Below are 13006 nucleotides of genomic sequence, written 5' to 3'. Positions count from 1 at the left end.
TTCCCGGAGTTCACAATGTCCAACGCAGTCCACGAGACGGACAGCAAGAATACTGTCGCATCCAAGCCGCCGCTCGACCCCCATCTGAAGGCGCTTGAAAACGAAGCCATTCACATCTTCCGCGAAGTCGCCGCCGAATTCGACAAGCCCGTGATGCTCTATTCCATCGGCAAGGATTCGTCCGTGCTGCTGCATCTCGCGCGCAAGGCGTTTTTCCCCGGCCGCATTCCCTTCCCGCTGCTGCACGTCAATACCGGCTGGAAGTTCAAGGAAATGATCGAATTCCGCGACAATATCGTCAAGGAATACGATCTCGACCTGATTTCCTACACCAATCCGCGCGGTGCGAGCGAAAACGTAACGCCCTTCACCCACGGTTCGGCGCTTTACACCGACATCATGAAGACCGAAGCGCTGCGCCAGGCGCTCGATGCCGGCCAGTTCGATGCGGCCTTCGGCGGCGCGCGCCGCGATGAGGAGGCGAGCCGCGCCAAGGAACGCATCTATTCCTTCCGCACGCCCGACCATAAATGGGACCCGCGCAACCAGCGCCCGGAACTGTGGAACATCTATAACGGCATGGTCCGCAAGGGCGAAAGCGTGCGCGCCTTCCCGCTCTCCAACTGGACCGAAGTGGATATCTGGCGTTACATCGAGGCGGAAAACATTCCGCTGGTGCCGCTCTATTACGCCGCCGAGCGCCCCTATGTCGAACGCGACGGCATGATGATCCTTGCCGAAGACGAGCGGCTGGAGCTGTTGCCCGGCGAAGAGATCAAGCATGGCTCGATCCGCTTCCGCACGCTCGGCTGCTTCCCGCTGACGGGCGCGATCCGGTCCGAGGCGGCGACGCTTCAGGAGGTCATCGCGGAACTCGAAATCGCCACCGTTTCCGAACGGCAGGGCCGCGCGATTGACCGCGACCAGTCCGGCTCGATGGAGAAGAAGAAGCGCGAGGGGTATTTCTGATGAGCACTGCCGCCGCCAACACCCCCTCTTCCGCAACCATTCTGCCCTTTGCCGAGCATTCGAAGGCGGCGCGCGATACGCGCCCGCTGCGTCTCATCACCTGCGGCAGCGTGGATGACGGCAAGTCGACCCTGATCGGCCGTCTTCTCTGGGACACCAAGGCCGTCAAGGAAGACCAGGCCGCCACCCTGCACCGCGACAGCGGCAAGCAGAACGATCTCGGCCTGCCCGATTTCGCGCTGCTGCTCGACGGTCTTCAGGCGGAGCGCGAACAGGGCATCACCATCGATGTCGCCTATCGTTATTTCGCCACCGACCGGCGCGCCTTCATCGTGGCCGACACGCCCGGCCATGAGCAATATACCCGCAACATGGCGACAGGCGCTTCCACCGCCGATCTCGCCGTGCTGCTCGTCGATGCGCGCACCGGCATTCTGGAACAGACACGCCGCCACGCCACCATTGCGGCGCTGATGGGCATCCGGCAATTCGTGCTGGCCGTCAACAAGATCGACCTGACGCATTACGACAAGGCCGGCTTCGAGCTGATCGCCCACGAGTTCCGCGATTTCGCATCCAATCTCGGCATCAAGCAGATCACCGCCATTCCGATGTCGGCGCTGAAGGGCGAAAACGTCGTTCTCTCCGGCAAGGCCTCCATGCCCTGGTATGAAGGCCCGACGCTGGTGGAGACGCTGGAGCTTGCCACAGTGCGCTCCGCGCAGTCCGGCGGCTTCCGCCTGCCGGTGCAGCGCGTCTCGCGTCCGGGTGAAAGCTTCCGTGGCTATCAGGGCACGGTTGCCGGCGGTTCGGTAAAGCCGGGCGACAGCGTCGTCGTCCTGCCTTCCGGCATGGTCGCGAATGTCAAGCAGATCGTCACCTTCGATCTGGTGCGCAACGCCGCCGTCGCGGGCGATGCGGTCACGCTCGTCCTCGACCGTCAGGTTGATGTGTCGCGCGGCGATATGATCGTCTCCATCGAGGCGCAGCCGCAGACCGGCCTTGCCTTCGACGCCCAGATCGTGGCGCTGCAGCCGGGCGGCATCGAGGCAGACAAGCGCTACTGGCTGAAAAGCGGCAGCCGCCGCCAGCGCGTCAGCGTGCAGCCTGTCAGCCAGCTGAACCTGAAGGAAGGCGAATGGCAGGCGCATGAAACCTCGCTGCCGATGAACGCCATCGGCAAGGTGCGGCTTTCCTTCGATGAGACGGCGATCTTCGATCCCTATGAACAGAACCGCTCGACCGGTTCCTTCATCCTGATCGATCCCGACACCAACAATACGGTTGCGGGCGGCATGATCGCCGGCAAGCGCAGCGTCGGTGCGACGGAAGAAAAGGGCGACCGGGTCATTCTCTCGCTGCCCGCCGATCTTGCGGAAAAACTGCTGGCCAGCGAGCTCCTCGCCAAGCACCGCGACGAGATCGACATCCGCCGCACGGACGGCGCAACGGCCGCGCGGCTGATCGGCGATCTGGGCTGACACGCACCCCTCGAACAAACAAAAGGCGACCGTCAAAGCGGTCGCCTTTTTCGTTTCAGAGCCTTTTCCGTGTCAGAGACTGCGGATGGCCTAAAACACGAACATATAAAGCAGAATGATCACGAAGATCGGAACGCCCATAGCCCACAATGCGATACCCTTCAGCATGCTATCCTCCATTGTTGTATGGTTAGATAACGGCTGAGGCGGCTTTCCGATCCATGCCGCTCTCCTGATTTTTACGGGTTGTTTCTCGGCGGCATAAAAAGCTGTTTGTTCATTCGACGTTCATGCACGAAAGGCGAATTTGCATGCGGTCGCTCCGCCAAGCGGCCCAACAGAGGCTCGTTGTTTGAAAAAGCAGCGGGCCTCTTTTTTGATCGCGATAAGTTGATCGCGACGATGCCCCTGAAATTCAGGGCCCATGACGGTGATGGATAACTTCTTGGATTGTGAAGAAGAATTGAGGCTTTTAAGACGATTCCTGTCGCGCGTCCCCTGAAACAGGCCGCGACATTGAGGCCTGGCGCTTGGCGGAGCGACGGGCCTCTTTTGCTGGGACGCCGGGTGGCGACAACAAAAGCCCGCCGAAGCGATCCATCCCCTGTTTGACGGCGACGATTCGCATCCATGAGCGGATGCGGAAAGAAACACTCCCTCCCAAAGCGCATACCGGTTGAAGAACGGCAATTTGAACGCAGTTATTCGCACCTGCGCCCTGATTTCAGACGCGATCGGGGAATGCAGTCCAGCCGGAACAGGTTTTCACAAGGTCCGGTTTCGGTGCGAGATTTCGATTGAGAATTTTCGGGATGAGTTGCAAGCCGCTGTAACTATTGGGCTTCAAGCTGGTCGGAGTGAGAGGATTCGAACCTCCGACCCCCACGTCCCGAACGTGGTGCGCTACCAGACTGCGCTACACTCCGTGACCAGCGGCGCTTCTATAGACCAGCCTCCGGCATTCGACAAGCGGCTTATTGCATTTTTTGTGACAAGTTTTTTCCATCTGTTGAAACAACCCTGCCAGGAGCCTGTGGCACCGGCTGGAAGGCCTCAAAACGTTACAAAAAAGCAATTGTGGCAGGAAATTTTCATCGAGCCGCACACCTCCCCTGCCCGCCGTCTCCAAATCTGCTAGGGGAACGGAATGACCGGCGGGAAGCCGGACACGGCACAAAGGACATTTCACCATGCTATCTCGCAGCGTAACGCTCGCAGCGTTTGCCATTGCGCTCTCGGCCTGCACCACTTCCACGGGCGGCTCCACTCCCTCTTTTACCCAGAAGAGCCCCGTTGAGACCCGCTGGGTCGGACAGTCCGCAGGCATTTTCTTCGCAAAATTCGGCCCGCCGCTGAGCGATACGGAAACCGGCAGCTCCACCGTCTATAACTGGCGCGGCGGCTACAGAAAGGCCACCATTCCGGCCAGGTTCGAAGAAGGCAAGGATGGCAAGAAGGGTCGCCAGGTCTCGCCCGCCCGCACCGCCTCGCTCTCCTGCACGGTGCAGCTCGTCGTTTCCAGCGATTACAAGATTACCGCCGTGCGCACGGTTTCCGACCGCCCCGGCATCAACGGCCCGAGCTATTGCGCGGAATTCCTCGCCGCAGACTGATCTTCGGCCACAGGCCAAACGCAGCAAGGCCCGCCCGAACCGGCGGGCCTTTTCACTTTTTTGGGATTATTGTCATTTTTCTGAAAAAATTTTTGCCTATAGCCGCACCCTGCGACCCGTAACGCGCCGGAAACAGCGTCATATCCGCCTTTCCGAGATATCCCGCTCACAGAACCCTTTCAACCGTTTGAAAGCGTCGTCTAATCTTCGCCGTCATAAAAATGACGATCGGCAAAACCGCAAAAATGGCCGTTGCGACCATATGTCCCTGCAAAATCCCTGCAAAACTGCTTGAACTGGAGTGAAAGAGTCCGGGTTGTGCCGGTTTGCGCTTTGCTGTAACGGGGCGAACGGGAGGAATGTTTTTAACACAAAACAAGAATCAGGTATGGCCGTGACTCCTATCGATCAAGACAAATCCCAGCTCACTGATCTTTCCCAGGAAACCTCCCTTTCCAACGCATTTCCCATGAACCGTCGACAGGTTCTGGGCGGCGCGCTTGCCGGCATTGCCGCAGCGGCGCTGCCCTCTTCCCCGCTTCTCGCCAATACGGCCGCCAAGAAGGTCGACGTGCTTTTGATCGGCGGCGGCATCATGAGCGCGACGCTCGGTGTGTGGCTGCGCGAACTCGAGCCCACCTGGTCGATGCAGATGCTGGAGCGGCTGGATGGCGTGGCGCTTGAAAGCTCGAACGGCTGGAACAATGCCGGCACCGGCCACTCGGCGCTCGCCGAACTCAACTACACGCCGGAAGACGACAACGGCAACATCAAGATCACCCAGGCCGTCAACATCAACGAATCCTTCCAGATTTCCCGGCAGTTCTGGGCATGGCAGGTGCGCAACGGCGTTTTGAAGAACCCGCGCTCCTTCATCAACCACACGCCGCATATGAGCTTCGTCTGGGGTGACGAGAACGTCGCCTATCTGGAAAAGCGCTATCAGGCGCTCAAAGCAAGCCCGCTTTTCGCCGGCATGGAATATTCCACCGATCCCGAGCAGATCAAGAAATGGGTGCCGCTGATGATGGAAGGCCGCGATCCTTCCCAGAAGATCGGCGCGACATGGTCGCCGCTCGGCACCGACATGGAATTCGGCGAAATCACCCGGCAGTTCGTATCGCATCTGCAGGGCGACCAGAATTTCGACCTGCAGGTCAATAGCGAGGTTTCCGACATCCAGCGCAATGCCGATGGCAGCTGGCGCGTGACCTATACCAACACCAAGACCGATGCCGAACAGGTGGTGGATGCGAAATTCGTGTTCATCGGCGCCGGCGGCGGCGCGCTGCACCTGTTGCAGATGTCCGGCATTCCGGACGCGGACGATTATGCCGGTTTCCCGGTGGGCGGCTCGTTCCTCATCAACGAAAATCCTGACGTGACGATGCAGCATCTGGCCAAGGCCTATGGCAAGGCCTCGGTCGGCTCGCCGCCCATGTCGGTTCCCCATCTCGATACCCGCGTGCTCGGCGGCAAGCGTGTCATCCTGTTCGGACCTTTCGCCACCTTCTCCACCAAGTTCCTGAAGGAAGGCTCCTATTTCGATCTCGTCTCCTCCGTGACGACCAGCAACGCCTGGCCGATGGTGCGGGTGGGCATCGATGAATATCCGCTGGTGGAATATCTCGCCGGCCAGCTGATGATGTCGGATGACGACCGTTTTGCCGCGCTGAAGGAATATTTCCCGAATGCCAAGCAGGGCGAATGGCGTCTGTGGCAGGCCGGCCAGCGCGTGCAGATCATCAAGCGCGACGAAGAAAAGGGCGGCGTTCTGCGGCTCGGCACCGAAGTCGTCGCCGCCAAGGACGGCAGCATCGCCGGCCTGCTCGGCGCTTCGCCGGGCGCTTCCACGGCCGCGCCGATCATGCTCAGCGTTCTGGAAAAGGTCTTCAAGGACAAGGTGGCGACGCCTGAATGGCAGGCCAAGATCCGCCAGATCGTGCCGAGCTACGGCACCAAGCTCAATGACGACCCGGAAAAGGTACAGCAGGAATGGGCTTACACCGCCGAACACCTGCAGCTGCCGACCCCGCCGCAGATCGACCTTGAGGCGCTGAAGGGCGCCGGTGCGGCGCCTGCGGGGGCGCCGGTGAAGAAGGTGCCGGATATCGCGCTTTAAGGCATTTCGCGATTTTTAGGTTTGACGCCGCGTGTCTCTGGATGCGCGGCGTTTTTGTTGATGCGCTCCTTCCTCCGCACTCATCCCTGGGCTTGACCCGAGAATGACGGAGGACAGGTTTTCGCGCTTAACGGTATCCTGGGTTATAGCGTGGCGTGGTAAGCCGACCATCATCGGATGACGTCAGGTCACCTTCAGATACCGTTGGAGCGTTACGAGGGACGCCTGTGGCTTCTGCTATCTTTCGCTGAGCCTCCGAACTTCTCCTGAAGTTTCCTTACATGGTCTCCAGCACGGGAGTGAAGATGGGCGGCGCGGAAGACGAGCTTAGCGCCGCGCAATCGCAATCAGGATTTCATGTTCAGCAACTCAGGAAAATTATAGTAACGCAATCGCTTGTCACGGCAGCGGTAGTCATTCTTTGAGGCGTCCACGCTCACATTCTGGTACAAGGCTATGCCAATATACGACCAATTGGGATTGGAACGTTCTGCTGTCCGCGTGCAAAAAGCGTAAATCTGCTTTGCGGGATCGAGCAACACTACGCTCGAAATCTCGGCTTTCGTGAAATCCCCGGGTTTAATGGTTCCGCGCAGGACATCCACATAGTCCCGTTTAATCGATCTGGTAGGAGGACGTTGCGAATCCAAAACAGATTGTGGTGCCGGAGTCTGGCAGCCAGCCAATGCAATCGCTGCTGCACAGAGAAGTAAAGTCGTCTTCATTCAATTAAATCCCCAAAAGGCAAGGCACAAGACGCACACTATATCCTACGAATATTGCGATAATATTCGCAACGCACAGGTATCCACAGCCAATAGTATCAAGGTCACTCTTCGATAGTCCGGGCAATAACCATTTATCAATGAGGTTGCGGCGCGCTCTTCCAGCTTCCTCACTTCCGATGATGACGCCGCTAACTGCTTGGCAGAAAGTGGGCGACTATCACTCACGCAACATAGGTGGTCGAAAGAGTTCAAATCTTGCGGCAAACGGGGTACATAGTGAGGTACTCACTGAGGTACGCATCTACGTCTAAGTCTTTTATTTAACTGCGGTAAGAAAATTTGGCTGGGGCGCCAGGATTCGAACCTGGGAATGCCGGTACCAAAAACCGGTGCCTTACCGCTTGGCGACGCCCCAACAGGGCAGCGAAGGCGAAACGCCGCTGCCTGAACCGGGCCTGATTAGCAAAGCCTGCCCGGCCCGGCAATGACCCGGCGACTTATTTTTTCACAAAATTCAAGCTTTTTGGGTGCCGTGGCGAAGTTCGCATGTTAGGGCTTGGCGATGGCGCGGTTGAGGCTGCGGCTCAAGCTGGCATGGCATTTTTCAGGAGGTCTCGATGGCGGACCCGGCATTCGATCTCGATTTTAAGCCGGCCTATGGCGAGGCGGTTCCCGTCGCCCCGCTGATCCAGCGCATCACCGTCAACAATCCTTCCGCCTTCACCTTCCATGGCACCAACTCCTATATTGTCGGCGACCGTTCCGTCGCCGTCATCGATCCCGGCCCGGAGGATGAGGCGCATTTTCAGGCGCTGATGGCGGCGCTGAAGGGCCGCGAGGTCACCCATATCTTCGTCAGCCATACGCACCGCGATCACTCGCCGCTTGCCCGCCGGCTGAAGGAGGCGACAGGGGCGATAACGGTGGCCGAGGGTCCACACCGTGCCGCGCGCCCGCTGCACGCGGGCGAGACAAACCCCTTTGCCGAAAGTTCCGATACGGCTTTTGTGCCCGATATCGCGCTTGGCGACGGCCAAAGCCTTTCCGGCGACGGGTGGCGGCTTACCGCGCTGCATACGCCGGGACACACCGCCAACCACGCCGCCTTCGCGCTTGATGGCAGCGGTATCGTCTTTTCCGCCGATCACGTCATGGCCTGGGCCACCACCATCGTCGCGCCGCCGGATGGGGCGATGATCGACTACATGGCCTCGCTGGAACGGCTGCTCACCCGCGACGACCGGCTGTTCCTGCCCGGCCATGGCGGCCCGGTCACCGATCCAGCCGCCTTCATGCGGGGCTTGCGCGCCCACCGCCGCATGCGGGAAAAGGCGGTTCTGAAGCGTATCCGCGAAGGCGACCGGCTGATCGCCGATATGGTGAAGGTGATCTACGCCAGCACCGACAAGCGCCTGCATGGCGCAGCCGCACTTTCCGTGCTGGCACATATCGAAGACCTGATCGAAAAGGGCGAGGTGCAGACGGATGGTGCGCCTTCGCTGCTGGGTGAGTATTTTCCGGCATAGCGGATATTTTGGGCACGCGAGATTTCAGGACGCGTTGCGACCTCACCTCTCACTCCAAGCCTCGATTGGATCGAGCGGATGCCACTTGTTTCTTCTCCCCGAGGGGGAGAAGTCCGCGGCAGCGGGATGAGGGGGTGAGGGTAGAGATGTACGGAGAGCCTGCCCCCTCATCAGACCCTTCGGGCCACCTTCTCCCCCTCGGGGAGAAGAAGCAGGCGGCACACTCTCGTTTCTCATCAAGACGACGCGTAGCGTCAGCTACACATCAATTGTCGTTCAGCCCCTGCATCTCCGCATCCAGCGCATCGAGATAGGCCTCCGCAATCGCAGCACCCATGCCGAGATCGTGCGGGCCGTAGCGGGAGGCGACGCGGACATCGACGATGGTGGTTTCAGCCTCTTCCTTGAGGCGGATGAGAATATCGAAACGCAGGCCCCAGATGCGCGTGCGCGTTTCGCCCTGCATCAGCACCACGCCGCTACCGTTAAAGAAGGTAGGCAACGGCGCGTCCGTCGGGCGGGCCATGGGCACCGGCACGATGGAGGGCAGATCCTCGACCGGCCCTTCTTCCGCAGGCTGCGTCCTGTCCTGCTCCGGAACGCCGACGGAGGGCGCATCTTCCGCCCCGATCACGCCCTTCGTGTGAGCGATGCGGATATTCTGTGTGGCGGCCATTTTTTTGGCGGCGGCATAGATGCGGTCGATTGCGCCTTCATAACGGCGACCGGCGAGGCTGGCATAGGCTTCGGCCTGCGCGTCGCGGTCGGCCTTGGCAATGGTCGCGGGCCGCACCAGCCATTGCTGGTTGGCGGCGGGCGTCACCAGCCATTCCGGCACGTCGGTCAGATCGGTGGAGATGTCGTAAATCTTCGGCTGCTGCCAATAAAGAAAAGCGCCGTAACCGACCACGCCGAGCGGCAGGGCCGAGAGAAGCAGCGCCGCCAGTGCCGAAAGGCCGCCACGCGCGCCCTTTGTCCACAGCCGCTGAAGTCCGATCAACGCCAGAAGCACGGCCGCGAGAGCGATGCCGGCGGCGATGATGATGAGACCGACGAGATCGGGCGTCGTCAGCGGCCCGAAACGATGAATGCCGGCGGCGATGAGAAACAGCACAAGCGCCGCAAGACCCAGATAGCGGGAAAGATAGGCTGCAACCGAAAAAGGCCGGACGAAACGCACAGTCATGAAAGCGGATATCCGTTAGATCGCATTGGCTAAAAAGCGTCGCACCCAAATTCTGGCAGGGAATCACCTGCATATGATGTCATAGACCGGATTTGCGGCGAGGAAAACAAAGGAGGAGGCGATCCCTACGCTAAAGCGCGCGAACGTCTCCGTCATGCCGGTCCCCGGAACAAGCCCGAGGATGATCCGGCATCCAGCCATGCTGCGCCGTGAGGATGAGTCTTTTGCGATCAAGGACTTGATCGCGCTGGACCCCGGATCAGGTCCGGGGTGACGGAATATCAGGCAATGACACTGCCAAACTATAGGTTTTAGGACTCTGACGTCGAAGGCAACAAGACGCTGGAATATTTTTCCTCATTGCCTCCCCTAAAGAGAATTATTCCCCGACAACGCAACAAATACGCACGTTCATCCCTTAATTGCTGAGGAAATCGGCGTATTCTCGGCGACCTCCCTCGAGAATGCGTGTAAAAAGTGCAACATTCTCGTTTTCTTGCACAATAAAGAGACATGTCATGTCACAGGCAACGACGTCCGCCGGCCCCTCCCGGCCTAAACCCTTTTATCGCAATTTCGGCTTTCAGGTTCTGATCGCCATGGTCATCGGCCTGTTGCTCGGCCTCGTTGCGCGCAACATCGGTCCCGATGCCGCCGGCAGCCCCAACTGGCTTTCGGTGACACTGCAAACCATCGGCAGCATTTTCGTGCAGCTTTTGCGCGCGCTGGTTCCGCCGCTGATCTTCACGGCCATCGTCGCCTCCATCGCCAATCTCAAGAATCTCTCCAATGCGGCGAAGCTTGTGTGGCAGACACTCCTCTGGTTCGCCATCACCGCACTGATCGCCGTCGTCATCGGCATCGTGCTCGGCCTCGTCATTCAGCCCGGCGTCAACACGGCGATTGCCAATACGGCAGCGGCAGCGCCTTCTTCCACCGGTTCCTGGCTGGATTTCCTGAAGGGGCTGATCCCGGCCAACGTCTTCGGCCTCGAAGCGTCTACCAAGCTCAATAATGGCGCGGCCAGCACCTCGTTGAACTTCAACGTGCTGCAGCTGCTCGTGGTGTCGATTGCCTTCGGCGTCGCGGCGCTGAAAGCGGGCAAGGCGGCGGAGCCGTTCCTCGCCTTCAACCAGTCGCTGCTCGCCATCGTGCGGAAAATCCTGTGGTGGGTCATTCGCCTCACCCCCATCGGTACCATCGGCCTGCTCGGCCGCGCGGTCGATCAATATGGCTGGACGACGCTGTCGCAGCTCGGCTGGTATGCGGCGGCCGTTTATATCGGTCTCGCACTGGTGCTTTTCGTGGTCTATCCGGCGCTGCTTCTCGCCCATGGCCTGAAGCCGTCGCGCTTCTTTGCGGGCGCATGGCCGGCCATCCAGCTCGCCTTCGTGTCGCGTTCCTCCATCGGCACGCTGCCCGTCACCGAAACCGTGACGGAAAAGAGCCTCGGCGTGCCGCGCGAATATGCCGCCTTCTCCGTGCCGCTCGGCGCCACCACCAAGATGGACGGCTGCGCCGCCATCTATCCGGCGATTTCGGCGATCTTCATCGCGCAGTTCTTCCAGGTGCCGCTCGGCATCCAGGAATATGTGCTGATCGTCTTCGTCTCCGTGCTCGGCTCCGCCGCAACCGCCGGCCTCACGGGCGCGGTGGTAATGCTGACGCTGACGCTTTCCACGCTCGGCCTGCCGCTTGAAGGTGTGGGCCTGCTGCTCGCCATCGACCCGATCCTCGACATGGGCCGCACGGCGGTCAACGTCGCCGGCCAGGCGCTGGTGCCCACCATCGTCGCCAAGCGCGAGGGCATTCTCGATGAGGCCGTCTATAACAACGCCAAGGATATCGACGCGCTCGACGACCGGGAAGCAGCGCCAGCCTGACAGCGACAATCATGGGGCGTTTCCGGTGAAAAAGGAAACGCCCCATGCGGACCATTCCCGTTGCTCCCTGATAGTTTGGGGTTGACGGCGATAATTTCATCGATAGCGATAACGGCACGGCAATAGCGCAATTTAGAGCGGAAACTGTGCATGGCGAAACGGAACTGGATCTATGTCGGCCTGCTCGCTTTCATCTCCCTCGGGCTTCTGATCGATGCGGCCGTCTGGCCTGCCGGGCCTCCAGCATCCTTTACCGCAAACGATCTGGTGCAGATGATCGGCATCATCACGCTATTTGCCTGGTGGCAGATAGAGGATGCCGAAAAGCGGGACCTCCGGCGCAGCTCCGCCGCCAAAATCACCACCGTTCTGCTCGCACCCGTCGGGCTTGCGATTTATCTCTATCAAACCCGCCGGTGGACCCGCGCCACGCTCGGCCTCTTCGCATTTATCGGCGGCATCGTCCTCATCGCCGTCCTCACGGTTCTGCTCGGCGACTGGCTCATTCAACAGGGTTTGTTCCCGCCGTCTTTTCTTCGTGATTCCTGAGCGAAATCAGGATGTTTGGTTTCGGAACCAACGGAGACTGCGAAATTTGCATCTCCGCTCTGGCGAATACGACTTTCCGCGCCCAATGGGGTTCTCCCGGCATCGAAACAGGCTTATCAATCGTGGTCACAGCCGCCTCTCATAGTGCCGGTAACATCTGCTGCATTTAGCTGGAATGGAACGCGCCTTGGTAATGTTTCGAACGTCCGGCAGTCCCGGCAAATACGACCCGGCGCTTACCGTTCGGCGTATTCTCAAAGTCAATCACGCCGGTGAGTTCGGCGCTATTCGTATCTACGGCGCGCAGATATGGATGGCTCGCCGGCTGTTTCCGGACATCGTACCCGCTCTTCAGGAAATGCGGGAAGACGAGATCGATCATTGCCGCCGGTTTCGGGACGCCATGCCATCCAGAAACGCAAGGCCTTGTCGTGTAATGGCGTTTTGGAGCCTTGGAGGTCTCCTGCTCGGTTTTCTGACCGCGCTCGGCGGACGCAACATGGTCTGGATTTGCACCGAAGCCGTTGAAAGCACCGTTCACCGCCATCTGGAAGATCAATTGGCCTTCCTGCAAACGAGAGATCCCGAGCTTCATAGGCTTATCGCTTCAATTCAGGAACAGGAATTGGCTCATCTGCACGAGGCCGAGAAAAACCAGACGACGCGCGGTTTGGGCCATATGCTTCTGCTGCCGATTATCGGCTTTCTCACCGATCTGATGATCTGGCTCTCGACATGGGGAGACTCAAGCTGGATGCGCGCTGAAATGGCGCGTTCCAGACAGTCCTGATGCCGAGGCTCAGGCAAGTGGATGCCGGTTCAAGGCCCGCATGACGGCGAAGAGGTTCGCCTGCCAAACGCAACTTTCCGCCCCTACGCGGCTTTTCCCCGTATCAAAACAGGCGTATCAATCGCGGCAATAAAAGTGCCGTACGGCTGTCATGTTAAG

General features: G+C 59.6%; 10 protein-coding genes and 2 tRNA genes. 8 read left to right on the top strand and 4 right to left on the bottom strand.

Going from position 1 to position 13006, the window contains the following annotated elements; genetic code table 11:
- Nucleotides 1-15 precede the first annotated feature (15 nt).
- Together cysD and cysN are read left to right on the top strand one after the other, a co-directional pair.
- Nucleotides 16-969: a sulfate adenylyltransferase subunit CysD gene (cysD, locus tag CFBP4996_RS02410; RefSeq protein WP_003520470.1), complete on the top strand. Its 954-nt coding sequence runs from the start codon at nucleotides 16-18 to the stop codon at nucleotides 967-969.
- Nucleotides 969-2450 (top strand): sulfate adenylyltransferase subunit CysN, encoded by a 1482-nt coding sequence (gene cysN, locus CFBP4996_RS02405; protein WP_080852539.1) that lies wholly within the window; start codon nucleotides 969-971, stop codon nucleotides 2448-2450. Before cysD ends, cysN begins: the two co-directional genes overlap by 1 nt.
- Before the next feature lie 849 nt (nucleotides 2451-3299).
- Here cysN and CFBP4996_RS02400 read toward each other — a convergent pair.
- Nucleotides 3300-3376: transfer RNA gene (locus CFBP4996_RS02400), tRNA-Pro, on the bottom strand.
- A gap of 264 nt (nucleotides 3377-3640) precedes the next feature.
- Here CFBP4996_RS02400 and CFBP4996_RS02395 point away from each other — a divergent pair.
- Nucleotides 3641-4063: a hypothetical protein gene (locus CFBP4996_RS02395; RefSeq protein WP_080852540.1), complete on the top strand. Its 423-nt coding sequence runs from the start codon at nucleotides 3641-3643 to the stop codon at nucleotides 4061-4063.
- 388 nt (nucleotides 4064-4451) lie between these two features.
- Entirely contained in the window at nucleotides 4452-6185 is a 1734-nt protein-coding gene (gene mqo / locus CFBP4996_RS02390; RefSeq protein WP_162935919.1) for a malate dehydrogenase (quinone), read from the top strand.
- Nucleotides 6186-6532: 347 nt separating this feature from the next.
- Here the strand turns inward: mqo and CFBP4996_RS02385 are convergent, their stop codons facing one another.
- Together CFBP4996_RS02385 and CFBP4996_RS02380 are read right to left on the bottom strand one after the other, a co-directional pair.
- A complete protein-coding gene (locus CFBP4996_RS02385; protein ID WP_080852541.1) occupies nucleotides 6533-6910 on the bottom strand; it encodes a hypothetical protein in 378 nt (125 codons plus the stop codon).
- Nucleotides 6911-7253: 343 nt separating this feature from the next.
- A tRNA-Gln gene (locus tag CFBP4996_RS02380) sits at nucleotides 7254-7328 on the bottom strand.
- A gap of 202 nt (nucleotides 7329-7530) precedes the next feature.
- Between CFBP4996_RS02380 and CFBP4996_RS02375 the strand changes: the two genes are divergently transcribed.
- Nucleotides 7531-8439, top strand: a complete 909-nt coding sequence (locus tag CFBP4996_RS02375) for an MBL fold metallo-hydrolase (protein WP_080852542.1) — start codon at nucleotides 7531-7533, stop codon at nucleotides 8437-8439.
- Nucleotides 8440-8704: 265 nt separating this feature from the next.
- Here the strand turns inward: CFBP4996_RS02375 and CFBP4996_RS02370 are convergent, their stop codons facing one another.
- Nucleotides 8705-9625: a DUF1499 domain-containing protein gene (locus CFBP4996_RS02370; protein ID WP_080852543.1), complete on the bottom strand. Its 921-nt coding sequence runs from the start codon at nucleotides 9623-9625 to the stop codon at nucleotides 8705-8707.
- A 518-nt stretch (nucleotides 9626-10143) separates the two neighbouring features.
- Here CFBP4996_RS02370 and CFBP4996_RS02365 point away from each other — a divergent pair.
- The 3 genes from CFBP4996_RS02365 to CFBP4996_RS02355 all read left to right on the top strand — a co-directional run bounded on the left by CFBP4996_RS02365 (nucleotide 10144) and on the right by CFBP4996_RS02355 (nucleotide 12847).
- Complete coding sequence (locus CFBP4996_RS02365) at nucleotides 10144-11508, top strand: dicarboxylate/amino acid:cation symporter (protein ID WP_080852544.1); 1365 nt, start codon at nucleotides 10144-10146, stop codon at nucleotides 11506-11508.
- Nucleotides 11509-11658: 150 nt separating this feature from the next.
- Complete coding sequence (locus CFBP4996_RS02360; protein WP_080852545.1) at nucleotides 11659-12057, top strand: hypothetical protein; 399 nt, start codon at nucleotides 11659-11661, stop codon at nucleotides 12055-12057.
- Between the two features lie 193 nt (nucleotides 12058-12250).
- Nucleotides 12251-12847 (top strand): demethoxyubiquinone hydroxylase family protein, encoded by a 597-nt coding sequence (locus CFBP4996_RS02355; RefSeq protein WP_080852546.1) that lies wholly within the window; start codon nucleotides 12251-12253, stop codon nucleotides 12845-12847.
- Nucleotides 12848-13006: the final 159 nt, after the last annotated feature.

It is taken from the genome of Agrobacterium leguminum, from assembly GCF_005144435.2.
Classification (GTDB): Bacteria; Pseudomonadota; Alphaproteobacteria; order Rhizobiales; family Rhizobiaceae; genus Agrobacterium; species Agrobacterium leguminum.
The sequence above is the reverse complement of the archived record's forward strand: the minus strand, read 5'-3'. Positions and strand labels throughout refer to the sequence as shown.

Bases quoted from the DNA above. Each gene is read 5' to 3' on its own strand.
- cysD (WP_003520470.1), top strand. From the start codon at position 16: ATGTCCAACGCAGTCCACGAGACGGACAGCAAGAATACTGTCGCATCC.
- cysN (WP_080852539.1), top strand. From the start codon at position 969: ATGAGCACTGCCGCCGCCAACACCCCCTCTTCCGCAACCATTCTGCCC.
- CFBP4996_RS02395 (WP_080852540.1), top strand. From the start codon at position 3,641: ATGCTATCTCGCAGCGTAACGCTCGCAGCGTTTGCCATTGCGCTCTCG.
- mqo (WP_162935919.1), top strand. From the start codon at position 4,452: ATGGCCGTGACTCCTATCGATCAAGACAAATCCCAGCTCACTGATCTT.
- CFBP4996_RS02385 (WP_080852541.1), bottom strand. From the start codon at position 6,910: ATGAAGACGACTTTACTTCTCTGTGCAGCAGCGATTGCATTGGCTGGC.
- CFBP4996_RS02375 (WP_080852542.1), top strand. From the start codon at position 7,531: ATGGCGGACCCGGCATTCGATCTCGATTTTAAGCCGGCCTATGGCGAG.
- CFBP4996_RS02370 (WP_080852543.1), bottom strand. From the start codon at position 9,625: ATGACTGTGCGTTTCGTCCGGCCTTTTTCGGTTGCAGCCTATCTTTCC.
- CFBP4996_RS02365 (WP_080852544.1), top strand. From the start codon at position 10,144: ATGTCACAGGCAACGACGTCCGCCGGCCCCTCCCGGCCTAAACCCTTT.
- CFBP4996_RS02360 (WP_080852545.1), top strand. From the start codon at position 11,659: ATGGCGAAACGGAACTGGATCTATGTCGGCCTGCTCGCTTTCATCTCC.
- CFBP4996_RS02355 (WP_080852546.1), top strand. From the start codon at position 12,251: ATGTTTCGAACGTCCGGCAGTCCCGGCAAATACGACCCGGCGCTTACC.